The following is a 23794-nucleotide window of genomic DNA, read 5'->3' on the forward strand; positions in this document are numbered from 1 at the left end:
AAAGTATTATGAAGCTATGAATATCAAGCGATTCAGCGATAGGGGCAGTTACACAAAATATAAGATATGGGTAAGTGAAGAAACGGCATAAAAAAGAAGCGTAGTTCATCAAATGGACGTAACGCTCCATTACCATCAAGTTAAGAAATTCATTGTTTCCGATTAATAGTATCCGTTTTTATGCGATTGTTATTGATTTTAAAAAAATAAAAAATCGCCTTATTAAAGGCGATTCATAATTTATTCATTTTGCATTTTTTTAATAAATAAATATCTTTTAAAATTAAATGCAATGTTCTACATTAACGTCTTTCTGGTTCTTTGTCTTTTTTTCTAAGACCAAATAATCCTACTAGTCCCAATAAACCAAGCCAAGCCCAATTATTATTTTTATCACGATTATCATTTAAATCATTTGTCGTATTTACATTTCGAGTTCTCACATCATTATTAACTCTATTCATGTTATTGTCATTAACTCGAGTTGTAATATTATTATTGTTAACTCTATTCGTATTATATCCATCGTATTCAGCATGGACGTTTGTACCAAAAACCATAATAGTTAGTAATAGGGCACCTAAAATAGATGAAAGTTTTTTCTTCATGGTTTTCCCTCCTTTCGTATTTAGTAATGTCTCCAGTTCCTTTAGACAATATTCGGTTGAAAATATATAAAACCATTTGAATTGAAATTCCGATAAACATCTTTAATTTTTATTATTAAAAGTACTTATAATAATGGATTAAGTTAATTGAAATGTATTTATTCTTTATAAGAATAAATTTTTGGTAACGGTACATTCTATGAGAGGTAATTACTATATTTGGGTAAGGTGTTCCTTATGAGTTATAAGAACTTATTTTCTTTAATCAAGAACATGATTGGGAAAATTTTTTCTATAGTAAGTATTGTTGCTAAAAGTCTAATTTCTTTAAGGAGGAATATTTTTATGGGTATTTTAAGTGGAAATCCACAAAATGAACCAATGCACTACGGAGAAGTCTTTGGGATTTGGAGTTATCTTGCAGCGGCACAAGGCGCAATTGCTGGATATCAAGTTCTTATTAACCATACAGGAGACGAGGATTTAAAGAAATTTTTAGAGAACCTTGTAGAGAATGATATCCAATCAGAAGTTGAAGAATTAAAAAATATCTTGAAATTGAATGGTGTTGCATTACCACCAGCACCTCCAGAAAGACCAGTTGCATCTATTGAAACGATTCCTCCTGGTGCTCGTATTAATGATGCAGAAATTGCAGCTAAAGTTTCTATGGATCTTGCTGCTGGGTTAGTAGCATGTAGTCAAGCTATGGGACAATCTCTTCGAGAAGATGTTGGAATGATGTTTGGTCAATTTCATATGAAAAAAGCACAAGCTGGAGCTATATTACTTCGTCTGAATAAGAAAAAAGGTTGGATTATTCCACCTCCATTACATGTTCTACAATCAGATCAAGCATAATAACTAAATAAAAATTCAATCTATTCTTTATGGCTGTTGCAGTGAGGTAGTCTAGGAAAATAAAGGTTATTAGCGAATTAAAATAAGTGGCAGAGTCATGACCGCTTTTTGGCAGTATATGTACCGGTTATTTTGGAATTAGCGTGTTATATTTGTATTGTGAGTAGTGGCGGAAAACATTTCTCACAAAATTCCTGATAAATGAAAATGGATCGTCATGACCGGTGGCGATGGTTGCGGATTGGATGACCAGTTGTTTCTTGATTCCACATTCAATTGCAATTTACGTTGTGTAAACGGGGAAGGGCTTTTGCTCTTCTTCCAGTTACTTAATATTGTGGGAGCGAATGAATGTAACGGTATTAAGTGATTGGAACAAGAATAAATACCGTATTTATATAGTAATAACAAAAGATTTTGACGAAAGGGCAACTGGTGCACGGTTGCTCTTTCATTATGCAAAAATTGCATGAGTAGTGTGAGGATTGAAAGAATAGTATATTATCCTTCTCAATGTACATATTAAGTAAAGTATTTAATATCATACATAAAAGGCGGGGTAATATGAGTGGAAATAAGAAAAATGAAGAATTGAATAAGGTGAAGAAGTATTATTTTAATGAGGATAATCAGCCAGTAGCTGGCATAGAGTTAACTTTGCCGCCTGATATAGGAAGCATGTTAGACCCGAAATCAGATGATGATGAAAGCAGAGAAAGTAATAATGAATAAGTTTAATCTAAGCATCCATTCGGGTGCTTTTTATTTTGGTTAAGGAGTGAAGGTAATTGGATAGCGTTTTAAACGATAGGATTGCTGCACTTGGTCTTATACCCATTGATAAGAAAGCATACATCAAATACCTTAAGCCTAATGAGAAGGCGTACAAGAAGGTTGGGATTGATGTTAATCGATTTAAGTATTATAAGCTGTATGAACAGAAGCCAATGTTTTACTCTGTAGAATATCTCACGCAAACACCAATAAAAGATTTATTGGAAAGAGATAGAGGGAATCAAACACGCTGGGTAAAGACAGATGAAAGAATATAAAACCAAACAACAGAAGCGTAAGTTCTATGACAGTAGTGATTGGAAGAGTACACGTGAACAAGTAAAGAAGCGTGACAACTACGAATGCCAGGAATGTAAACGAAACGGTCGAGTACAAACGGATACTAATGAGTACAGTGAGAGTGCAAAGCGTAAGAAGATACAGTTAGTTGTCCATCATAAAAAAGAACTTGAACATCATCCAGAACTTGCATTAGAAATCGACAATCTCGAAACAATATGTGTGGATTGCCATAATAAAGAACACGGTAGAATATTCAAAAAGAAACAGAACAAATGGGAACACGATGAAAAGTGGTAAAAATGATTCAGTAATAACACCCCCCCTTAAAATATTTCATCAAAAAATGCTCTAAGGGGCACCGGAGGAGGGGGTCGATTTTCCAAATTTATCAGCAATATTGCGCATGAGGGAGGGGGTACCCATGAATGGCTAAATTAAGTAGATCAAAACAAGACGAAATGATTGCAGAAGAAGTTAAAAAATGGCATGAAATTTTCAAAGATATTTCGAATGAAAAACGTGAAGCAGCCACAAGGTTAATTGAACGTGTGGCCTTTATGACAATTACTCTTGAGATACTAGAAGATGAAATTAAACTAAAGGGTCCAACCATCAAATATGAGAATGGTTCACAAAAAATGACCGTGGAAAACCCCTCCCAAAAATCATACAATACGATGATTAATCGTTATACGGTTGCATGTGATAAACTGTTTAATTTATTACCAAAAGAAATTGCTGAAAATGAAAAACAAAAAACAAAGCGCTCAGCTAAAGATTTAACATGATTCAGAATCAATATGTCAGTGAATATATAGAAATGTATCGAACAGGGAAAATTAAGCTAAACAAAGAGCGCATAATGCTAATTGAGTACCTGGAGAAATATATATTAACTCGTGACGATTTATATTTCGATACTGAAATGCATGAGGATTATATAAAATTCACTGAGAAATGGTATTTCAAATTGCAGCCATTTCAAAAATTCCTAACAGCATTCGTCTTCCTCTTTTATAAAGAAGATGATTCTGTATTTTACGAGCAATTTTTAATTATGATGGCTCGTGGTGGTGGTAAAAATGGTTTGATTTCATCGTTATGCCATTTCTTTATTAGTCCATTACATGGAATAGATCGCTACAATGTTTCTATTGTGGCCAACAATGAGAAGCAAGCAAAAGTTTCTTTTCGTGAAGTGTATGATTCAATTGAAGGTAAAGAAGTATTAGAAGACATGTTTTACCGCACTAAGGTTGAAATACTTGGTAATGATACAAAAAGCGTTATGCAATATCACACATCTAATGCAAGTTCTAAAGATGGACTTCGTGACGGTTGTGTTATTTATGATGAAATACATCGATATGAAAATTTTGATGTAGTAAATGTATTCTCTAGTGGACTTGGAAAAGTACCAAATGCTAGAGAATTTTTTATTGGTACAGATGGTTTTGTTCGTGATGGATTCTTAGACAAGACGAAAGAACGAGCGATGAATATTCTTAAAGGAAAAGATTTAGAAGATCCATTGTTTCCTTTTATCTGTAAGATTGATGATCCAGAAGAAATTGATAATCCAGAAGTGTGGGAAAAAGCGAACCCGATGTTTAGCGAGCCGAGAAGCGCCTATGCTAAAGGTTTATTTAAAAAGGTATTAACTCAATATAAACAGTTAGCAAACAATCCATCTAATCGTGAAGAATTTATAACGAAACGTATGAACTACCCTGAAACAGATTTAACAAAGTCTGTTGCTCCGTGGGAAGAAATAATTCGTACTGGTTATGAAGAAGATGGGGAAACACTTAGAGAAATTCCAGATCTAAGACATAAAACAGCTGTGGGCGGCCTCGACTTCGCCAGCATCAAAGACTTCGCATCAGTAGGGCTATTGTTCAAGAATGGTGAGGATTACATTTGGAAAACACACTCCTTTGTACGAAAAGGATTCTTGGATAAAGTGAAATTAAAAGTACCTATTAAAGAATGGGAAGAACAAGGATTACTTACTATTCTAGATGAACCGGTTATTAATATCTCTCACATTGTAGATTGGTTTGTAAAAATGCGTGAGTTATATGGGGTTAATACGATTGTAGCTGATACATTCCGTCTTGATCTAGTTAAAACAGCACTTGAATCTGAAGGGTTCATATTGTTATATATTCGTAATCCAAAAGCGATTCATTCTTTATTAGCACCAAGAGTCGAAACGTTATTTGCAAATAACCGCATTATTTTTGGTGACAATCCATTAATGCGTTGGTACACCAACAACGTCTACGTCCACATCAAGAAAGACGGCAACAAGGAGTATCTAAAAAAGGATGAATTTAAAAGGAAAACGGATGGATTCCAAGCTTTCATTCATGCACTATGGCAAGCGGATAACATTCTTGTGGATGAATTCGACTTTATGCTAGATGGTATTAAATTCTAATAAAGGGGGTGATAATCATTGGATGGCTGGATACAGTATTTAAAAGAAATAGTGAATTAGGATTTATGTTTGATGTGGAAATGTTTATTGAAAAAACGAATAGAGTCTACATGAAACGACTAGGGATTGATACATGTATATCTTTTTTAGGAAGAACAATTAGTCAATCAGAATTTAGAGTAAAAAATGGTGAAGCGTTTGAAAAGAATGAGCTTTACTATCAATTAAATGTTAGGCCAAATAAGAATATGACAGCAAGTACCTTTTGGGAAAAGTATATTTATAAGCTTATTTATGATAATGAAGCTTTAATTATACAAGCTGATGATGGTGATCTACTTATTGCAGATGATTTTGAACATAACGAATACGCTGTTTTTGAAGATACTTTTACAAATGTCACCGTAAAAGATTATCAGTTTAAGAGAAGCTTTAAACAAAGTGAAGTCATTCATTTAAGATATCGGAATGATAAATTATCACCACTTATCGATGGCCTTTTTGCTGATTATGGTGACTTATTCGGAAGGATATTAAGTTCTCAAAAGCGTAAAAATCAAATTCGCGGAACAGTTGATATGGACATGCTTGCAGCAAAGAGTAAAGAGCACCAATCAAAGCTACAAGAGTTCATTGATAATATGTATAAAGCGATTGGAGAAAAGGACGTTGCTATCATTCCACAACAACCGGGATTTAAATACGCTGAAACATCGGGCGGTGGGAACTCAGGTCAAAGTGTGGATGAAATCAATAAAGTAACGAATGGCTTTTTAAATCAAGTAGCAATGGCTATTGGTATTCCAACGGCTTTGTTATATGGCGAAATGGCTGATGTAGAGAAGCAAACAAAGAATTATATGCTTTTCACAGTCAAACCTTTATTAAAAAAGATATCGGATGAAGCAAACGTTAAATTCTTTGAAATGAATGAGTACCTTGAAGGACAAAAGATTGAAGTTAAAGCTATCTCTTATCAAAGTATATTTGATCTTGCAGAAAGTATCGATAAGCTTATTTCTTCTAGTGCTTTCACAGGTAATGAGCTTAGATTGGAAGTAGGATATGATATTTCAAATGATTCGAATTTAAACAAACATTATATTACGAAAAACTATACAGAAACTCATTTAACTGAAGGAGGTGAGAAAGAAAATGACGGTGAAGCTTGATATTAAAGGACCAATCATTTCTAGTGATGAAGCTTGGATTTATGAATGGTTTGAAATGGATGCAACAAGCCCAGGTATGGTTGCAAAAGAACTTACTAATGCCAATGGTGATGATTTAATCGTATCAATTAATAGCCCTGGTGGTTATGTACACGAAGGATCAGAGATTTATACAGCATTAAAAAACTACCCAGGACAGGTTGAAGTTCAAATTGTTGGTTTGGCTGCAAGTGCAGCTTCTGTTATTGCGATGGCTGGTGATAAAATTCGAATTTCTCCAACTGCACAGATTATGATTCACAATGTTTCTATGTGGAATGGTGGAGATCATCGTGACATGGAAAAGGCTGCTGAGATGTTGAAAACGACAGATCGAGCAATTGTAAATGCTTATGTCATTAAAAGTGGTAAATCGGAAGAGGAACTACTTAATATGATGGCTGAAGAAACATGGATGGGGCCACAACAAGCATTAGAAAATAATTTTGTGGATGAAATTATGTTTATGGATAATCCGGTTAAAATGACCGCTTCCAGTACCGTTTCTTCTATGATTCCACAGAAAATAATCGATGGTTTTAGAAATGGAACAATGAACAAAGGCCAAGGGATTACAAAAGAAGAGTTAAAAACTGCATTATCAGGGTTAAAAAGTGAAATTCTGAATGATTTACAAACTAATACAAATCCAAAAGAGCCTATTCAAGAGCCTGTTAATACAAAACAGAATCTGAGTACGCTCTTTTTAACTTTAGGAGGAAAATAAAATATGGTGATTAAATTTAATAATTTTGAAGAGAAGAAACTAGCATTTGCGAAAGCAACACAGGAAGGTACAGCAGAAGAACAATCAACAGCGTTAAATTCCATGATTGAAGCACTTGCTACAGATGTACGAGCAGATATTTTAAATCAAGTAAATGAATCAATGGTAGATCGTTCTATTATGCAGTCTCGTGGCGCTAATGTACTAACAAGTGAGGAAATGAAGTTCTTTAATGCTGTTGTTGAAGAAGGTGGTTTTAAGTCTACTGAAACATTACCTAAAACAACACAAGAACGAATTTTTGATGACTTAGTTCAAAGCCATCCGTTACTAGGGCATATTGGATTAGAGAACTTAGGGGCTGTGACAGAGTTTATTTATGGAGATCCAGAAGGCGCAGCTGTATGGGGACCATTATTTGGTGATATTAAAGGGCAATTAAATGCTGCATTCCGAAAAGAATCTATTACTCAACTTAAATTAACTGCGTTTATTCCATTAGCGAACGATATGCTTAAACTTGGTCCAGTTTGGGTGGAACGATATGTTCGTACAATGATTTCAGAAGCGATGGCAGTAGGTTTAGAACGAGGATTTGTAACTGGTACAGGTAAAGAAGAACCTATTGGATTGTTAAAAGATCCAAGTGGAAGTGTTGTTGGTGGAGTGTATCCGGACAAAAAATCAGCAGGGACTTTAACTTTCGAACCGGGTCGCAAAACAATTAATGAAATGAAAGGTGTTGTTAAGTTACTAGCTAAAAAGGTAAATGCTGATGGTTCCGATGCAGACAGACCGAAAAATATTGCTGGGAAAGTAGTTATGGTAACAAATCCATTTGATACTTTCGATGTTCAAGCAAATGCAACAATTCAAAATGCGTCTGGAGTGTATGTGACAAGTTTACCTTTTAATCCAATCCCTTCAGAATCGGTATTTGTACCTCAAGGTAAGGTGCTGTTTTTTGTTAAAGGAGAGTATATTGCAGCAATGGGTGGAACGGAGCCAATTAAAAAGTTTGAAGAAACATTAGCATTAGAGGATGCAACACTTTACATCTCTAAACAACATGCTACAGGTAAACCGAAGGATAAATATACATCTCAAGTTTACACATTACAACTTGCAGAAGTAACGCCACCAGCACAAGGATGATGTGAATGGAAACAGTAATTTCAAATGAAATATTACAGCAATTCAAAGATAGGATGCGATTAGGTGATGATGAAGATGATAACCTAAAACGTATCCTTTCTGCATCTAATCAAGAATTAACAAGAGTATGTGGGGCATATGACATAAATAATGATGAAGCGTTCAAAGAATTAGTTTTTGAGCGCTCTCGTTATGTCTATAATGATGCACTTGAGTATTTTAATAGTAATTTTTTAACGGTGATTAATAGTTTCAGCATCGAAAAAGCATTAGAAGAAATTGTATTGGAAGGTGATTGATATGCGTCCTTTTCAATATAAAAAGCCATTAAATACAGGTGATTTTAGGAATCGAATTGTTATTGAACAACCAATAGCAATAGAGGATGAATTAGGTCAAACAAGTGAAGAAGAAATAACATGGAAAGAGCTAAAAAAAGCGTGGGCTATGATAAAAACGTTAAAAGGCTCTGAATATATTGCAGCTTCAGCTTCACAAGCGACAAAGACATATCGTTTTGTTATTCCTTATACTTCTGGAATTACAGAAGAGATGAGAATTAATTTAAAGGGCCGTATCTTTGATATTATCGAACCGCCTATGAATGATGATGAAATGAATCGAACATTGACCATCATTGCAAAGGAGAGTGTGGGAGATGAATGATTTTGCAAGTGATATTGCTAGGGAACTGCAACGGTATTCAAACTTAGTAGAAGAAGAAATGGAAGTTGCAAAAGAAGAAGTTGCAGATAACCTAGTAACTGAATTAAAACGAAAAAGCCCTAAAAAAACAGGTAATTATCGTAAGGGATGGCGTAAGAAAAAGGATGGTAATGCAATTATCGTCCACAATGCATTGAAACCACAAGTTACACACTTATTGGAGAAGGGTCATGCGAAAGTTGGAGGTGGTCGTGTAGCGGCTCAAGTTCATATACGTCCAGCTGAAGAAAAAGCGATAAACGACTTCACTGAACGTGTGGAAAGGGCGATTCAGCAATGACATTAAGTGAATTAAAGGGAATTCTTGATGCTACAGGTTATCCTGTGGCCTATTCGCAGTTCACAGCAACACCAGGTAAGCCAGCACCTAAGCCACCTTATATTTGCTATCTTGTGGATGGATCTCCTAATATGCCGGCTGATAACAAGGTGTATCACAAGATAAGTGATGTAAGTATTGAGCTTTATACAATAAAAAAAGACTTGGCTGCAGAAGCCAAATTAGAAAAAGCCTTAGATGATCATGAGATACCTTATGAATCATTTGAGGCTTTTATTGAATCTGAAAAAATGTATCAAAAAACATATGAAGTGAGGTTGATATAAATGGAGAACAAAGTGCAATTCGGTTTAAAGAACGTTCATTATGCAACATTTGAAGAAAAAGACGGTGTGGTTACATTTGAAACGCCAACTCCTCTTCCTGGTGGGGTTGAACTGACATTTGAACCACGTGGAGATTTAATTGAATTCTATGCAGACGATATGCTTTATTACGCTGCAAGTAATAACCAAGGTTATGATGGCACGTTAAGTATCGCTAGTATTCCAGAAAAATTCGCTATCGATGCGTTAGGTGAACAGTTAGATGAAGTTGATGGCGTGTTAAATGAGTTAGCGGATGCAAAAGGAAAGTCATTCGCATTGCTATTTGAATTTGATGGTGATAAAAAGCAACTCGTCATGTTATGTATAACTGTTCAGCGAGTCGTCCAACACTTGCATCTAAAACAAAAACAAACTCTGCTGAACCTAATACAAATGAATTGAAATTTGTTGCCAGCCCTATCAATTTGAATGGAAAACGCGTAGTTAAAACAAAGACAACTTCTAATACTACTCAAGCTATTTATGATGGTTGGAACACAGAAGTTTATAAAAAGAAATAATAAAAGGGGCATAAATAGATGGAAAAGACAATTACAATTGATGGTAAACAGGTTCGATTAAAAGCTACAGCGGCAACAGTTAAACGCTATAAAGCACAATTCAGACGTAATTTATTTGCAGATATGATGGGGTTAGGAGCCATTAATGGATTAACTGCACCAGATGGATCACAACAACCTATTGATATATCTAATTTTGATATAAGTAAAGTGGATTTTGAGCTTATTTATGATTTGACTTGGTTATACGCTAAAACGGCTGATCCAAGTATTCCTGATCCTTTAACATGGCTAGATGGATTTGAAGAATTCCCTATGGAAGAAATCATGCCGGAAATTATGGAGTTAATCCAAGTCACTATGGGAGCAAAAAAAAAATAACAGGAAATGATGAAGAGCAAGGAACTTTCGGTGATGAAGAGTTAACAACCGATACATTCCTTGCTCTTTGTTATAAAGCGAAATTAACACGTTGGGATTTAGAAGATATGACAATCGGTGATTGCTTTGATTATATTGCTGAATTTGCTGAAATGGAAAAACCAGATAAAGAAAAAGTAAGAAAAGCGAATCAAAAAGATTACGATTCTTTCTAAGAAATGAGGTGAGAATATGGCAGGAAGAATTAAAGGTATCACGGTTGAAATTGGTGGAAATACTGTCGGCTTACAAAATGCTTTAAAAGACGTTAATAAACGCAGTAATGATTTAGCAAAAGAATTAAAAGATGTAGAACGTCTTTTGAAATTTGATCCCGGTAATGTGGAAGCATTAGCGCAAAAACAAAAATTATTAACACAACAAATTGAAAATACAACTGAAAAACTAGATAAGTTAAAGGCTGTTGAACAACAAGTACAAGCACAATTTCAAAACGGTAAAATTTCTGAAGAACAATATCGAGCGTTTAGGCGTGAAATTGAATTTACAGAAGGGTCACTTAATGGTCTTAAAAATAAATTAGGAAGCATGAAAGCCGAGCAAGAAAATGTAGCAAGTTCAACTAGACAATTAGAAACATTATTTAGGGCTACAGGAAAAAGTGTTGATGATTTTGCAGGAGCGTTAGGAAATCGTCTTGTGAATGCAATTAAAAGTGGAACGGCTACAAGTAGACAGTTAGAGCAAGCAATTGGAATTATTGGCCGAGAAGCATTAGGTACAGAAGCAGATATTGAAAAGTTACAACGTGCTCTTAGATCTGTGGACGACGGTAACTCGATACAACAAGTTCGAAATGAATTAAAAGATTTACAACAAGAAGCTCAAAGAACACAAAAGGAATTTAAAGAATTAGATATTGGTTTAGAAAATGTACTTGGAGCTATGGTAGCTGGTGGTGGTATTGCCGGAACAATAGAACAAGCACTTGATATGTCAAAGTTAAAGACAAAAATCGATATCACTTTTGATGTTCCAGAGTCTTCAAAAAAGTCAGTTGAAGAAGCTGTTAGAGGGATAACTGCTTACGGTGTGGATGCAGAAGCATCTTTAGAAGGCGTGCGAAGGCAGTGGGCATTAAATAAAAATGTTAGTGATGAAGCGAATGCAGCAATTGTTAAAGGAGCGGCGGCAATCGCGCAATCATATGAAGGTATTGATTTTACTGAATTAATACAAGAAACAAATGAAATTGCAAATGAATTAGGTGTTTCACAAGAAGGCGCTCTTGGTATGGCTGATGCCCTATTGAAAATGGGTTTCCCACCGGAACAGTTAGACATTATCGCTGAATATGGAGGACAGCTTGCCCGTGCTGGCTATAACGCTGAGGAAGTACAAGCAATAATGGAAGCTGGGGTTGAAACTGGCACCTGGAATTAGATTATAGTTCCCTTGTATGGCGACATACAATGAAAAACCCCTTTAATTCAGTGAAACTCTCACAAGAGACAATACTGAGCGAAGCCTTTTATTAAGGAACGTGCAACGACTAGTCGAAAGACGTAGGGTGTAAGTAAATGACACTCGAAACGGGGGGCAACTCAAGTAGTTGAAGATATAGTCTAATCTATACGGTGACGTATAGCAGTTCGTAAGAGAACGGGCGCGACGTTGCGAATCGCGTTGAATATAAATGATTGATAATCTCTTAGATGGTTTAAAAGAGGGGCGTATTAAAGCCGCTGAGTTTGGTCAAGGTGTCGATAAGGCTATGAAGGAAACACTGGAAGGAACTAATATCTCAGCTGAGCAATTGCAAAAATGGGGACAAGCTGTAGCTAATGGCGGTAAAGAAGGTTCAGCCGCTATGACTGACATTGCTCTAGCATTATCACAAGTTGAAAATGAAACGAAGAGAAACGAATTAGGTGTAAAACTCTTCGGTACGATGTACGAAGACCAAGGCCAAAACATAATTAATACATTGCTAGGTGCAAAAGAAAAAACGGTCGATTTCAAAAATAATCAAGATCAATTGAATGACTCAATAAAGAAAATGGATGCGAATCCAGCTGTTAAAATGCAAAAGGCTTTAGGTGATTTAAAGATGGCGCTAGAACCAGTGTTATCAGTTGTAGCTGATCTGGTATCTAAATTTGCTGAGTGGGTCACAAATAATCCAGCACTTGCAGCGACACTTGCAGCCGTAGCAACTGCCATTGGTATAATTTCCGGTGCGATTATGGCACTTGCACCTATAGTTGTAACGGTCATGAGTATCTTCGGAATTGGAGCGGCTGCAGCGGCTGGGATAGTTGCCATTGTTCCTATTATCATAGCCGCTATAGTTGCTTTAGGTGTAGCCATTTATAAAAACTGGGAAGATATCAAAAGCTGGACAATAGAAACCTGGAATTCTATTAAGGAATATTTGATAGAACTTTGGGACGGTATCGTTCAATCATCTAGTGAAGCGTGGAATTCATTTTTAGAAACAATGCGTGAGTTTTTTGAACCTATAGGTCAATTTTTTAGTGATTTATGGACAGGTATAGGTGAGGTATGTAGTAGTGCATGGAATTCAATAGTTGAATTCTTTTCTGGGGCTTGGGCTTCATTCACTGAAATGATGCACAGTTTCTTTGATCCAATAGGCGAATTCTTTAGTAGTTTATGGTCTGGAATTGTTGAAACAGCTTCCTCTTGGTGGACATCTTTAGTTACAACGGCATCCGAATTGTGGGGGATGCTAACGCAAGCTTGGCAAGATACTTGGAATGCAATTTTAACAATCTTAGACCCTATTATTTCAGCAATTTCAACAGTTTTAGAAGCAGGTTGGTTACTTATTCAAGCTGGGGTACAAATTGCATGGGCGGCAATATGTCAGTATATTATTCAACCGATTCAAGAAGCTTATGATTGGGTAAGTGTAAAAATTGGTGAATTGGTCACTTGGCTTGGTACACAATGGGAAATAGCAAAGGCTGCGGCACAAATCGGATGGGATTTATTGAAGCAATATATCATTCAACCAGTCCAGGAAACTTGGAATTTAGTGAAAGAAAAATTCTCTGATTTGGTTTCTTGGCTTGGTTCGCAGTGGGAAACAGCGAAATCTTACACTCTTACGGCGTGGAATTTAGTAAAACAGTATGTTATTCAACCTGTCCAAGAATTGTGGAATACAACAAAAGAAAAACTTGGAGATTTGGCAAATTGGATATTAGGAAATTGGGAAAAAATAAAATCCTATACACTTACAGCTTGGAATTTAGTGAAACAATATGTCATTCAACCAGCTACAGAAGCTTATAACTCAGCTAAAGAAAAATTTGAGAGTTTGTATAATTCAGCACGAGAAAAATTTGATGCTGTAAAAAATGCAGCACAAGAAAAATTCGAAGCAGCGAAAAGATTTATTGTTGACCCAATACGAGATGCTGTGGATCTGGTAAAAGGGTTTATCGATAAAATCAAAGGATTCTTTGAAAATTTAAAGCTGAAAATCCCAAAACCTGAAATGCCACCTCTTCCACATTTCAGCTTAGAAACAAGCACTAAAAACGTTTTAGGAAAAGATGTTACTTATCCATCAGGAATCAATATTGATTGGCGCGCGAAAGGTGGTATCTTCACTAAACCTGCAATATTTGGAATGAATGGTGGAAACTTGCAAGGCGCGGGAGAAGCTGGACCAGAAGCGGTTTTACCATTAAATAAAAAGACACTTGGGTCTATTGGTGAAGGTATTGCTAAAACTATGATTGGTACTACCGGATCTATGAGTCAATTAATGGGTGATATGAGTCGCATGATGGATAGTTCTATGAGCCAGTTATCAGGATTAAAAACTGTTATGAGTAGTGTATATGGAAGTATGTCAAACAGTAGGCAAGCAATGACAACTAGTGGTGCAAATCAAGTGTTTAATTATTCGTCAGGATCATCCAGTGTTACTGGAGGAATTCCGATGCAAGGTGGCGACTTAGTAATTGAAGTGCCTGTTGTTTTGGAAGGTCGAGACGTAGCGCGCGGCACTTATCGATATACAAAAGAGTATCAAGAGCGAGAAGAACAAAGAAACTCGGCCTTTTAGGTTTGAGTTTCTTTTACTTTATATAGAAATGAGGTGTTAACATGAGTTCTTTTACATTTAACAATCAAAGAAAACCATTTGTTCAGGTTGAGTATGGATGGAAAAAGCCAACATGGGCACCTTTACGGAGAAATTTGTTACAAGTACCAAACTATCCTGGAGCAAGGTTATTAAACACTCAAACTGAAATTCGTGTTCTTTCTGTTCCTGTAGGAATTATTGTTCCTGACGATTCCAATTTAGAAACGTTAAAAGAAGAAATTGCAGATTGGTTAATAACAGATCAAGAAGCGGAATTGAAATTTGATTCTGAACCTAATCGAACATATTTGGCGGTTGTTGATGATGGATTTGATCCTGATGAATTTGTTACCTTAGGGAAAGGCGTTATTAAATTCATATGTCCGATGCCATACAAGTTGGGTGATACTACAACAAGTGAATTTGTTCAAAACTGGTCTACAGAAACTACAGCATACTTAACAAATAAGGGCAGTGTAGAAGCTCCACCAATCATTGAAATTGATGTTAAAAAACCAAGTACCTTTTTAGATGTTTGGTTTGGTGATTATCCTAATAAACGTGATTATTTCCGTCTTGGTTATCCCCGAACTGTGGATGAAACACCAGTACAAGAGCGTGAGCGTGTATTGTGGGATGAAATGTCATCGATAGTAGGATGGACACCTGTTACTGGACAAGTGGAAGAGATGAAGGGCACGGGCGAAATCAAAGTAAAGAATGGAACAGCGTTTTACTGTCCTTATTACGGAACTGAAGGTACACAAGGATTTCATGGAGGTATTGTAAAGAAAAGTATACCTGGTGGACCATTGCAAAATTTCGAATTAGAAGCAAGGGTGCATTTGCAATCAGAGCATATAGATCAAATGGGACGCGTGGAAATTCTCCTTTTAGATGATACAAGTAATGTTGTAGCACGTATCAACATGAATGATTTATATGATCAGGCAGAAATAACAAAAGCATATATGAGGATTGGTAATAGTGCGACACCTAATAGTATTCGGAAGTTAGTTGATACAAGTGGTGCACATCCTAGTACACTTAATAATTTTCATGGTCGATTACGTATAGCAAGGCGCGGTAAAGACTGGTCTGTTTATGTTGCTAAATTCCAAGATGGCACAGAAATTGATGGTACATCTCTTGTGGAACGATGGACAGATGACACTGAAAATCCAATGACGAACCGTAAAGTCGCTCAAGTGATGATTGCAATTTGTAGGTTTGATAGGAATACACCTGTTTATACAATGCAAGTGGACGATTTAAAGATTTGGAAAGTAAATAACGTAGAGTCAAACGAAAAACCTTATATTTTTGACGTTGACGACAAAATTGTAATTGATACAGAAAGAAGCCTTGTAACAATCAATGGGAAAGATGCGGTAAATCTAAAGGATCTATTTAGTAATTTTCCAACAGTTATAAGAGGGGATAACCGTTTGGATATTATGCCGCCCGATGTTAAGGCGACAGTAACGTTTAGGGAGAGATATAGATGAGAACACCTAGCGGAACACTTCATGTTGTTGATTTTAAAACCAATCAGACCATCGCAGCCATTCAACCAAAAGATTACTGGGATGACAAACGGCATTGGGAAATTAAAAATAATGTTGATACTTTAGAATTTAAGGTGTTTGATAAAACAAGAAATTCAATAACTTTAATGCAGCAAAATCTAGTTTTAAAGGAAGTTCGAGATGGTAGGATTGTCCCTTATGTTATTACTGAAGTTGAAAAGGATTCTGAGGATAGATCAGTAACCGCTTATGCATCGGGTGAATGGGTTCAACTTGCAAAATCAGGGTATATTCCTCCACAGAAACTTGAAGGTAAAACAATTAATGAATTTATGGATATAGCCCTTATAGGAACAAAATGGAGACGAGGGAGAACAGAGTATTCTAGTTTTCGTTCCCTGACAATTGATGAATTTATTGATCCACTTTCTCTTTTAAAGAAAATTGAATCATTGTTTGAAATGGAAATTCAATACCGAGCTGAAATTGTAGGTTCTAAAATTGTCGCTCGTTATGTTGATATGGTAGCAAAACGAGGGCGAGATACAGGAAAAGAAGTAACGCTTGGTAAGGACCTAATAGGAATTAAGCGCATTGAGAACTCACAAAACATTTGTACAGCCTTACTGGGTTTCGTAAAAAAAGAAGGTAGCGATTTTATTACAATCGCTGATATAAATAAGGGCGTTCCGTATCTTGTGGATGACGATGCTTTTCAGCGATGGAATGAAGATGGAGTTCATAAATTTGGATTTTATAGCCCAGAAACAGAAAGTCAAGATATGGATCCAAATCGTTTGCTTACTCTTATGAAAACAGAGATGAAAAAGCGGATTAATACATCCGTTTCTTATGAGGTAAGCGCACATAGTATTGGGCGCATATTCGGAATGTCTCATGAATTGATTTATGAAGGGGATACTCTTCGAATTAAAGATACAGGATTTACGCCACAATTATTTTTAGTGGCCCGTGCAATATCTGGTGATGAATCATTTACTGATCCATCGAAAGATAAATATACTTTTGGTGATTATGTAGAAATTATCGATACGCGAGAAGAATTGCAAAAGTTATACAATAAACTTCGTGATTCTTTATATGATAAGGCTGATATGGATGCTTTAAAAGAACTTGAAATTCAACTAGAGGAAACATCGAACGGTTTCGACGAAAGATTAATTGCTATGAAGACGAGTCTTGAGAAAACCGATGAATCGATTATTTTAAATGCCCAAGCTGTTAATCAGCAGATGGAAAAGTTATCTTCTGATTTTAGTGTAACCGCTAAAGAGATTAGTTCAAAAGTTACAAAAGGTGAAATTATATCTACTATTAACCAAACGGCGGAACAAATTACTATCGATGTTTCTAAGTTGGCTATTAATGCTGACACAATTGTAAAATGGTTGACAGCAGAAGGGATCGATACAAACTTCATTTCAGTCCGAGGTGATAAGATTACCATTGATAAAAATGGTGTAACTGTTAAAATGTTAGATTTCCTCTATGAAGACGAACGGGGAACAAAAACGACCGTTATATCCAAACGAAATCTAATAGCAGATCATGATTTTTCAAGTGTTACAAAGAAAAACATCGGGCACAATGATTATTCGGGGTTTGAGGGTGGATATGGTCTGCCGTGGAGGGCTAACGGCAATGTAATTATAGAAAAAAATACATCCGTGTTTAATTATGAACAAATGGTGAATGCAACACGAGTAGATATGTATAACTATCCTGAAACAACTGTTAAAAACGGTATACATCCTGGTAATGTTTATACAGTATCAGCACACTTCCGTTGCGCTATGGTAAATGGAAAGAGGGTAACGGCTAAACCACAGCTGCACGTTTGTTATGTAACATATAGAGATAATGTTCATTACGATATATGGTACGAAGCAAAACTTTCATTCGATGCACCTAGCACATACTATGGCGACATTCAGCGTAGATCGTTCACTTTTACAGTACCAACAAGTTATAATTCACAGGAACACGCTGTTGTTATAAAAGTAGAGTCTGCGGATGCAAACATTGGACAAGGAACAGCAGTTTGCGTGTCAGGTGTAACCTTAGTTAGTGGCAAATATGCATCTATGTATGATTGGGATAGAGCGGCAGCAGAAAGAACCGATGGCATTCAGCCTTTCAACATGATTACAGTAGGCGGTGTAAATAACATAGGTCCAGCAGCAGATGGTCAAACGTTTGATATATCAACAGAAAAAGAAGTTAAGTTTCTTACTAATATACGAGCGGTTCAAGGCGTTAACCTTGGTGGAAATGCATTTCAAGGTTGGGGGCATATTCGCTTTACAGACGGAAATCGTGGTGTAGGTTTTTATGTCAACAATTCGAATGGATGGAATTTCAATGCTCTTGGATAGAAAGGAGATAGGTAATATGAATCAATACAAAGATTTACAAATTATGCCGTTACAGGCAGGCGAAGCATTTCCTTTTATGGGGAGATTGGTTGATGCAAAAAGAGAAGAACATGGCATTTTTGTTCAGATACCTGCAGACATGCTAGATAATGCTGGTATTCCAAACGATATCAGTAAAGTTGAAGTATGGAGAGAACTGTCTGATGGAACAATCTGTTTTAGAATTGCGACAAGGTGTGAAATATGTGGACGAGGCGCAAGACTTTATGAGTTAGATATGGGATTTGCGAAAAAGAATATTTGTGCAGATGATTACAAAACAATAACAGGTAATTATCCACCGCAAGAAACTCAAACAACTGAAAACGCAACACAAATGGAGCAGTCATAAGCTGGTCTTTTTTATTGTCTAAAAAGGGGTGGTCAAAGTGGAAGGATTACAAGAAGTAAGAAGTGATGTTCAAGAAATTAGGAAAGACATAAAGGACATTCGTTTAGAAATTAAAAGTTTAGAAATGCGAATAACAGGTAACGAAAAAGACATTATTAATATAAACAAGCAGCTAGATAAAATCAGTGCAAATACAACCTGGATCTTACGACTTATTGTTGGTGGAATTGTTGGAGCTATTCTTACGCTGCTATTGAAAGGAGGTGGTATGTAAAGTTTGAAATTACTGTAATGATTGGAATTGTCGTTGGTCTTTCACAGATTGCGAAAACAATCGGGTTACAAACAAAATATGTTCCGTTATTAAATTTAACGCTTGGCATTGTGCTAGGCGTTTTATTTTTGGGCGGAGATATCAAAACAAATGTATTTCAAGGAATCATCATTGGACTATCAGCAAGTGGATTATTTGACCACACAAAAATTATGAAAAAGGATGTTGATGCTAAATGAAAAAGATAATGAAACTAGCTTCCTCTGTATTTATGACACTAGTGCTCCTGTTAAGTTTCACAACAGGGGCTTTTGCTGATAGAACACTTATTATTCCTGATTTACCGAAACAACCATATCGTAATGGCGTAGGTGCTTATGAAGGCGTTGTAGCGCATAGTACAGCTACACCAGAAGCGCCAGCTATCAATATTCAAAAATATGAGTCTCGTACATGGCGCTCAGCATTTGTTCATTATGCAGTTGATTGGGACGAAACAATCCAAATTGCTGATACAAAATACATTGCCTATGGAGCTGGACCAGGTGCAAACAAAAGGTTAGTGCATGTAGAATTATGTGAAACGAGAGATTACGAGAAATTCAAACGCAGCTATGATAAATATGTAAAGTTACTAGCTAAAATCTTACGTGATCGTGGATTATCTGTAGAAAAAGGGTTATGGACTCACTATGATGTTACAAAATATCTTGGTGGAACAGACCATGAAGACCCACTTGATTATTTACGTAGCCATGGTGTTTCAGAAGCGCAATTCCGAGCTGATGTGCAACGTGTATACAACAATTCTAGTGTTGAAGTTTCAGTTCCTGAAAATCCATCTAAACCAGCAGAAGTGCCAACAGCAGTTGTTGATGGTGTAGCTTATATTCAAGGTAACAACGTTAATTTACGCAAAGGTCCAGATACAAGCTATTCTAGAATCCGTCAATTAAACAAACCGGAATCATATGTTGTGTGGGATGAAAAAGATGGATGGCTTAACTTAGGTGGCGAGCAATGGATTAAGAACGATCCATCTTATGTGAAGTTTAGCAAGAAAAGTACAGTGGATTCTTCTGTTGTAGGAAAACGTGTTGTTTCTAAAGTTAATAATCTACGTTTCTATGATGCTCCATCTTGGCAAGATAAAGATGTTGCTGGTTCTGTAGATGTAGGATTAGGATTCACAATTGATGCGAAAGTAACTGTCAATGGATCATCACAATATAAAGTACACAACAGTAGAGGAAAAACATACTACATAACAGCAAATGAAGTCTATGTGTATGTGAAGTAAGAAATGAAAAGAGTGCACTCTTGATCAAGGAGGTCACTCTTAAGTACACATTTATTTATAAAGAATCAATATAAAAATATATTCATGACTGGATTTTGTTATCCAAAATGAAGGTTTTTATTTTTTTTCACAGCCACAACCTTTTTTCTTTGTGTATCCTTGTTGAGATAAGTTTTCTTGTGGTTGTTGGGAGGAAGTAGAGGAATTGTTATTTTTATTACTTGAATCATTTTTTTGATCATTATCCTTACTCATAATATCATCACCTCCAATTTAATATATATAACCTGTGGTGTTAATTAAAATTTATTCAATATTTTGTAACTGTTTGAGCATAAAAAAATCAACTATCATAACAAGTGAGAAACATATATTGATATACATCTCATGTGGTATTATATACCAAAAGTATAGTGGAGCGTGTGGGCTTGTTTTAAAAATAGGTATACACTTTAATAGTAAGAAAAAGTGTTTTTAAGATAAAAAGTATGTAAATTTATGGTTCACCACAATATAAAGTACAAAATAGCAAAGGAAAAACATACTATGTTACTGTAAATGAAGCCTATGTAAACGTCTATTAACCTAGCAACAGCATGACGAAGAAACCGATTCCCACTAAAGAGTCGGTTTCTTACAATTATTATGTCAAACGTTTAATGCTGATACATATTATACGATAAACTCGAAATATTCCGGGGAAATTTTATCTTCGTCTGTAATGATGATTCCTGCATGTATATGTACATGTGAATTGAGAATAACAGCCGACTCGATATAAATGAGTCGGCTGTTATTCTTTTAACTATGACAACAATTCCTCTACTCCGACACCATCTATTAACAATGCTTTTAATGAAGGAGCTATTTTAATTGTCTCTTCAATATCTAAATCTCCAAAATCCACTGTATATAATCCGAATCCTTCTTTTCCATCTACATATAGTAATGCTTTTCCGCCTTCATCATCACCGATTGCCAGTGAATTTGGTATATATTTTTGAATATCATGTGCTTCATTCATCTCTATGCAATCAGTAGGGCTCCAAATACGTATGTAAAGTTCATTTTGTACATTAATCTCTGCATTTGTACAATGTTGGATTACTTCTAAATAATCTAATGGTACATCTATTGATGAGAACTTTTGTAATTCTTGAATAGCCTCTTTACTCGCTAGTGATTCATGAGCTTCTAATGTGAAGGCCCCATTTAATTTTTCTAGAATATTCATTAATAGTCAATCCTTTCATATGATAATGAATAGCAATTTCGTTATGTTAACCTTACATGTATAGAGCATACATTTTAAAAAAAGTAAAGACACTGGCACAAGAAACAAATTCTTTTTTACATTTAATATACTAAATGCAAAAAAGGAGCTTGATTATTCATGCCATCAAAAAAAAGAAATTGTTTCAATCCTCATGAATTTCCCTATTCATTATTTCCTTGTGCATTTCCTTGTGCAGTTCCAGAGCCTATAAAACCAATAGACCCTACCAAATTTGATTATATCGTGATTGGCGCTGGAACTGCTGGAGGAGTAATTGCCAAAGAATTAACGGATGACAAAAGTACTTCTGTACTAGTGCTTGAAGCAGGAACAAATATGACGAATGAGCTAAGTAACCCTAGCGTTATTGCCGCCATTAATACAACCCGCGGTAACAGGTTTAGCTTTAATGTTACTTCTGAACTAGAGTCAACTATTGCACGTACACTTATTGCAACACATGGTCGCGCCATGGGGGGAAGCTCAGAAATTAGTGACATGTACGCCGTACGTGGGAGTAAAGAGTTGTATAACCAGTGGGCAAGTCTTGTTGGTAATCAATGGAGTTACGACAAGATTAGCTCCTTATTTGTAAAAAATGAAACCTATACAGGATCGACACAAGACCCTAATGAACGAGGAACACAAGGGCCGATCTTTATTAGGCAACAGAGTATTCCCCCTAATGGATTGATTAATACGTTAGTTCAAGCAACAAACACTGTATTGGGAACACCGATTGCTGTGGACTATAATACCGGCATAAGGGATTGTACATTTCATAAAACACAAATTATTCAAAAAGAGGTTAGCCCTGGTCAATTTGTCCGATCATCAACGGCAACAGGCTATTTAAATGACCATATTGTCAGTCAAGGAAATCAGTTGCAGCCAGATGAATTTGGAGTCGGAGAAAGAAAGTTGGTTATTTTAGCTAAAACAACCGTTAATAAAATCTTATTTAAGGAAAAAAATGGATTGAAAATTGCGGTTGGTGTTGAATTTGTCAAGGATGGGGTTTCGCATAGAAGATTTGCAAGAAAAGGCATTATCGTCTCTGCAGGATTTTTTTCCTCACTCATTCTACAACGTTCAGGAATCGGTAAATCGGATGATTTGGCTAAAGCAGGTATACCAACATTGATAGAGAGTCCAAATGTGGGTCACAATCTTCAAACTCAGGGTTATGTTGGATTGGGGGTTGAGATAGATACCTCCCAAATTCTTCCGATATTTTTTGCTGATCCCAATTATCCACTTATCCTAGGTGCTTTCCAAGCAGAGAATCCAATGAATCTACTAGAAAGTCGTCGTCTTCAACTGATAGGGGCTCCTATCCCATTTTTTCTTCCTGCTCCAGATGTGATTAGCAATGGTTGGAGTTTTGATGTAACTTTCCAAACCACTCCAAGTATCATGAGTTTCGGTATTGTAGACGTGAATACAAAAAGCAGGGGTGCAGTGCTAGTGGAACATAGCGATCCGGAGGCTTATCCATCCCTTAACTTCAATCCGTTGGAAGATCCTAATGACCTAACGTATATGGTCGATCAATATAAGAGAATTTATAATATTATTGTAGAGGCTAGAGATCCACTGAAATACCCAAATAACGGCATCGGGAAAGTTGTATATCCTCCAGAGAGTATATTCCAGTTACCTGATAACGATCCTAACAAACAAAAGCAGCTTGAGAATTATGTCAAAGCCTCTTACACGAACTTCTCTATAGGCGGGCAGTGTCGGATGGGACAGACGATTCAAGATGGGGTTGTCGATGGATTCCTCAATGTGTTTGGTACCAAAAATCTTAAGGTTGCCGATCTATCTATTTCGCCTATTTTACCGGATGGTCAGCCGTCCGCCGCTGCTCAGATGATCGGGCTAAATGCGGTACGGTTTATAAAAGAGGATCCCTCCTCATATGTAATGACAGATTATGAACTTGAAGATTATGAAAATCAGATTAAAAAAACATAAATTAAATATTTATTCAATGGTTTTATTCTAATTTTTTGCTCACATTTTGCTCACAAATTATATAAAAACACGTGAAAAAATATGAAATGAATTTTTATAGTAAAATATAGTGAAATAAATAAAAAGTGCCATAAATGCTTGTTTAACAGTCATTTATGGCACTTTTT

24 protein-coding genes and 3 pseudogenes are annotated in these 23794 nt (G+C 35.9%); 24 read left to right on the top strand and 3 right to left on the bottom strand.

Going from position 1 to position 23794, the window contains the following annotated elements; translation table 11 throughout:
• Positions 1-302 precede the first annotated feature (302 nt).
• Positions 303-608 carry a WGxxGxxG family protein gene (locus tag BWGOE10_RS10365; RefSeq protein WP_070142284.1) on the bottom strand — a complete coding sequence of 102 codons (306 nt, stop codon included), beginning with the start codon at positions 606-608 and terminating at the stop codon, positions 303-305.
• A 345-nt stretch (positions 609-953) separates the two neighbouring features.
• On the opposite strand from BWGOE10_RS10365, the gene BWGOE10_RS10370 reads away from it, so the two are divergent.
• From BWGOE10_RS10370 to BWGOE10_RS10475, 23 genes and pseudogenes are all read left to right on the top strand, one after another.
• On the top strand, positions 954-1469 hold the full coding sequence (locus BWGOE10_RS10370) for a DUF3231 family protein (RefSeq protein ID WP_000512143.1): 516 nt from the start codon (positions 954-956) through the stop codon (positions 1467-1469).
• 564 nt (positions 1470-2033) lie between these two features.
• On the top strand, positions 2034-2201 hold the full coding sequence (locus BWGOE10_RS32825; RefSeq protein WP_098786673.1) for a hypothetical protein: 168 nt from the start codon (positions 2034-2036) through the stop codon (positions 2199-2201).
• 56 nt (positions 2202-2257) lie between these two features.
• Positions 2258-2521, top strand: coding sequence for a hydrolase (locus BWGOE10_RS10375; protein WP_070142285.1), 264 nt, complete (start codon positions 2258-2260; stop codon positions 2519-2521).
• Positions 2508-2843 (top strand): HNH endonuclease, encoded by a 336-nt coding sequence (locus BWGOE10_RS10380; protein ID WP_070142287.1) that lies wholly within the window; start codon positions 2508-2510, stop codon positions 2841-2843. Before BWGOE10_RS10375 ends, BWGOE10_RS10380 begins: the two co-directional genes overlap by 14 nt.
• 128 nt (positions 2844-2971) lie before the next feature.
• Positions 2972-3334: a hypothetical protein gene (locus BWGOE10_RS10385; RefSeq protein WP_070142289.1), complete on the top strand. Its 363-nt coding sequence runs from the start codon at positions 2972-2974 to the stop codon at positions 3332-3334.
• Positions 3331-4989 carry a terminase TerL endonuclease subunit gene (locus tag BWGOE10_RS10390; protein WP_070142291.1) on the top strand — a complete coding sequence of 553 codons (1659 nt, stop codon included), beginning with the start codon at positions 3331-3333 and terminating at the stop codon, positions 4987-4989. Before BWGOE10_RS10385 ends, BWGOE10_RS10390 begins: the two co-directional genes overlap by 4 nt.
• Before the next feature lie 8 nt (positions 4990-4997).
• Entirely contained in the window at positions 4998-6161 is a 1164-nt protein-coding gene (locus BWGOE10_RS10395) for a phage portal protein (protein WP_070142292.1), read from the top strand.
• Complete coding sequence (locus BWGOE10_RS10400; RefSeq protein WP_070142294.1) at positions 6145-6927, top strand: head maturation protease, ClpP-related; 783 nt, start codon at positions 6145-6147, stop codon at positions 6925-6927. The genes BWGOE10_RS10395 and BWGOE10_RS10400 overlap by 17 nt, the downstream gene beginning before the upstream one ends.
• 3 nt (positions 6928-6930) lie before the next feature.
• Complete coding sequence (locus BWGOE10_RS10405) at positions 6931-8082, top strand: phage major capsid protein (RefSeq protein WP_070142296.1); 1152 nt, start codon at positions 6931-6933, stop codon at positions 8080-8082.
• A gap of 5 nt (positions 8083-8087) precedes the next feature.
• Positions 8088-8381, top strand: coding sequence for a hypothetical protein (locus tag BWGOE10_RS10410; RefSeq protein WP_070142298.1), 294 nt, complete (start codon positions 8088-8090; stop codon positions 8379-8381).
• A gap of 1 nt (position 8382) precedes the next feature.
• Positions 8383-8748: a phage head closure protein gene (locus BWGOE10_RS10415; RefSeq protein WP_070142299.1), complete on the top strand. Its 366-nt coding sequence runs from the start codon at positions 8383-8385 to the stop codon at positions 8746-8748.
• A complete protein-coding gene (locus BWGOE10_RS10420; RefSeq protein WP_070142301.1) occupies positions 8741-9088 on the top strand; it encodes an HK97 gp10 family phage protein in 348 nt (115 codons plus the stop codon). The genes BWGOE10_RS10415 and BWGOE10_RS10420 overlap by 8 nt, the downstream gene beginning before the upstream one ends.
• A complete protein-coding gene (locus tag BWGOE10_RS10425) occupies positions 9085-9414 on the top strand; it encodes a hypothetical protein (RefSeq protein WP_070142303.1) in 330 nt (109 codons plus the stop codon). The genes BWGOE10_RS10420 and BWGOE10_RS10425 overlap by 4 nt, the downstream gene beginning before the upstream one ends.
• Positions 9415-9977, top strand: a pseudogene (locus tag BWGOE10_RS10430) (major tail protein).
• An 18-nt stretch (positions 9978-9995) separates the two neighbouring features.
• Positions 9996-10358 (top strand): hypothetical protein, encoded by a 363-nt coding sequence (locus BWGOE10_RS10435; RefSeq protein ID WP_070142305.1) that lies wholly within the window; start codon positions 9996-9998, stop codon positions 10356-10358.
• Positions 10359-10589: 231 nt separating this feature from the next.
• Positions 10590-11798, top strand: a pseudogene (locus BWGOE10_RS10440) (DUF2207 domain-containing protein); the annotation flags it as partial.
• A gap of 259 nt (positions 11799-12057) precedes the next feature.
• Positions 12058-14460: pseudogene (locus BWGOE10_RS10445) on the top strand (DUF2207 domain-containing protein); the annotation flags it as partial.
• Positions 14461-14501: 41 nt separating this feature from the next.
• Positions 14502-15989, top strand: coding sequence for a distal tail protein Dit (locus BWGOE10_RS10450; protein ID WP_070142311.1), 1488 nt, complete (start codon positions 14502-14504; stop codon positions 15987-15989).
• Entirely contained in the window at positions 15986-18406 is a 2421-nt protein-coding gene (locus tag BWGOE10_RS10455; protein ID WP_070142312.1) for a phage tail spike protein, read from the top strand. Before BWGOE10_RS10450 ends, BWGOE10_RS10455 begins: the two co-directional genes overlap by 4 nt.
• A 16-nt stretch (positions 18407-18422) precedes the next feature.
• Positions 18423-18797 (top strand): hypothetical protein, encoded by a 375-nt coding sequence (locus tag BWGOE10_RS10460; RefSeq protein ID WP_070142314.1) that lies wholly within the window; start codon positions 18423-18425, stop codon positions 18795-18797.
• Positions 18798-18834: 37 nt separating this feature from the next.
• Positions 18835-19071: a hemolysin XhlA family protein gene (locus BWGOE10_RS10465; protein ID WP_070142316.1), complete on the top strand. Its 237-nt coding sequence runs from the start codon at positions 18835-18837 to the stop codon at positions 19069-19071.
• Between the two features lie 17 nt (positions 19072-19088).
• Positions 19089-19310 carry a holin gene (locus tag BWGOE10_RS10470; protein ID WP_070142318.1) on the top strand — a complete coding sequence of 74 codons (222 nt, stop codon included), beginning with the start codon at positions 19089-19091 and terminating at the stop codon, positions 19308-19310.
• On the top strand, positions 19307-20371 hold the full coding sequence (locus tag BWGOE10_RS10475) for an N-acetylmuramoyl-L-alanine amidase (RefSeq protein WP_070142320.1): 1065 nt from the start codon (positions 19307-19309) through the stop codon (positions 20369-20371). Before BWGOE10_RS10470 ends, BWGOE10_RS10475 begins: the two co-directional genes overlap by 4 nt.
• Positions 20372-20488: 117 nt before the next feature.
• Here BWGOE10_RS10475 and BWGOE10_RS32830 read toward each other — a convergent pair whose 3' ends face one another.
• Complete coding sequence (locus tag BWGOE10_RS32830) at positions 20489-20626, bottom strand: hypothetical protein (protein WP_165616035.1); 138 nt, start codon at positions 20624-20626, stop codon at positions 20489-20491.
• Between the two features lie 550 nt (positions 20627-21176).
• Entirely contained in the window at positions 21177-21605 is a 429-nt protein-coding gene (locus BWGOE10_RS10480; protein ID WP_070142322.1) for an SMI1/KNR4 family protein, read from the bottom strand.
• A 159-nt stretch (positions 21606-21764) separates the two neighbouring features.
• On the opposite strand from BWGOE10_RS10480, the gene BWGOE10_RS10485 reads away from it, so the two are divergent.
• Positions 21765-23627: a GMC family oxidoreductase gene (locus BWGOE10_RS10485; RefSeq protein WP_081338106.1), complete on the top strand. Its 1863-nt coding sequence runs from the start codon at positions 21765-21767 to the stop codon at positions 23625-23627.
• Positions 23628-23794: the final 167 nt, after the last annotated feature.

This window comes from Bacillus mycoides, from assembly GCF_001757995.1.
Lineage (GTDB): Bacteria > Bacillota > Bacilli > Bacillales > Bacillaceae_G > Bacillus_A > Bacillus_A mycoides_B.

Coding starts and splice junctions, on each gene's coding strand:
- BWGOE10_RS10455 (WP_070142312.1), top strand. CDS start 15,986: ATGAGAACACCTAGCGGAACACTTCATGTTGTTGATTTTAAAACCAAT.
- BWGOE10_RS10400 (WP_070142294.1), top strand. CDS start 6,145: ATGACGGTGAAGCTTGATATTAAAGGACCAATCATTTCTAGTGATGAA.
- BWGOE10_RS10405 (WP_070142296.1), top strand. CDS start 6,931: ATGGTGATTAAATTTAATAATTTTGAAGAGAAGAAACTAGCATTTGCG.
- BWGOE10_RS10450 (WP_070142311.1), top strand. CDS start 14,502: ATGAGTTCTTTTACATTTAACAATCAAAGAAAACCATTTGTTCAGGTT.
- BWGOE10_RS10425 (WP_070142303.1), top strand. CDS start 9,085: ATGACATTAAGTGAATTAAAGGGAATTCTTGATGCTACAGGTTATCCT.
- BWGOE10_RS10390 (WP_070142291.1), top strand. CDS start 3,331: ATGATTCAGAATCAATATGTCAGTGAATATATAGAAATGTATCGAACA.
- BWGOE10_RS32830 (WP_165616035.1), bottom strand. CDS start 20,626: ATGAGTAAGGATAATGATCAAAAAAATGATTCAAGTAATAAAAATAAC.
- BWGOE10_RS10410 (WP_070142298.1), top strand. CDS start 8,088: ATGGAAACAGTAATTTCAAATGAAATATTACAGCAATTCAAAGATAGG.
- BWGOE10_RS10480 (WP_070142322.1), bottom strand. CDS start 21,605: ATGAATATTCTAGAAAAATTAAATGGGGCCTTCACATTAGAAGCTCAT.
- BWGOE10_RS10420 (WP_070142301.1), top strand. CDS start 8,741: ATGAATGATTTTGCAAGTGATATTGCTAGGGAACTGCAACGGTATTCA.
- BWGOE10_RS10370 (WP_000512143.1), top strand. CDS start 954: ATGGGTATTTTAAGTGGAAATCCACAAAATGAACCAATGCACTACGGA.
- BWGOE10_RS10380 (WP_070142287.1), top strand. CDS start 2,508: ATGAAAGAATATAAAACCAAACAACAGAAGCGTAAGTTCTATGACAGT.
- BWGOE10_RS10460 (WP_070142314.1), top strand. CDS start 18,423: ATGAATCAATACAAAGATTTACAAATTATGCCGTTACAGGCAGGCGAA.
- BWGOE10_RS10385 (WP_070142289.1), top strand. CDS start 2,972: ATGGCTAAATTAAGTAGATCAAAACAAGACGAAATGATTGCAGAAGAA.
- BWGOE10_RS32825 (WP_098786673.1), top strand. CDS start 2,034: ATGAGTGGAAATAAGAAAAATGAAGAATTGAATAAGGTGAAGAAGTAT.
- BWGOE10_RS10475 (WP_070142320.1), top strand. CDS start 19,307: ATGAAAAAGATAATGAAACTAGCTTCCTCTGTATTTATGACACTAGTG.
- BWGOE10_RS10435 (WP_070142305.1), top strand. CDS start 9,996: ATGGAAAAGACAATTACAATTGATGGTAAACAGGTTCGATTAAAAGCT.
- BWGOE10_RS10470 (WP_070142318.1), top strand. CDS start 19,089: ATGATTGGAATTGTCGTTGGTCTTTCACAGATTGCGAAAACAATCGGG.
- BWGOE10_RS10415 (WP_070142299.1), top strand. CDS start 8,383: ATGCGTCCTTTTCAATATAAAAAGCCATTAAATACAGGTGATTTTAGG.
- BWGOE10_RS10485 (WP_081338106.1), top strand. CDS start 21,765: ATGCCATCAAAAAAAAGAAATTGTTTCAATCCTCATGAATTTCCCTAT.
- BWGOE10_RS10365 (WP_070142284.1), bottom strand. CDS start 608: ATGAAGAAAAAACTTTCATCTATTTTAGGTGCCCTATTACTAACTATT.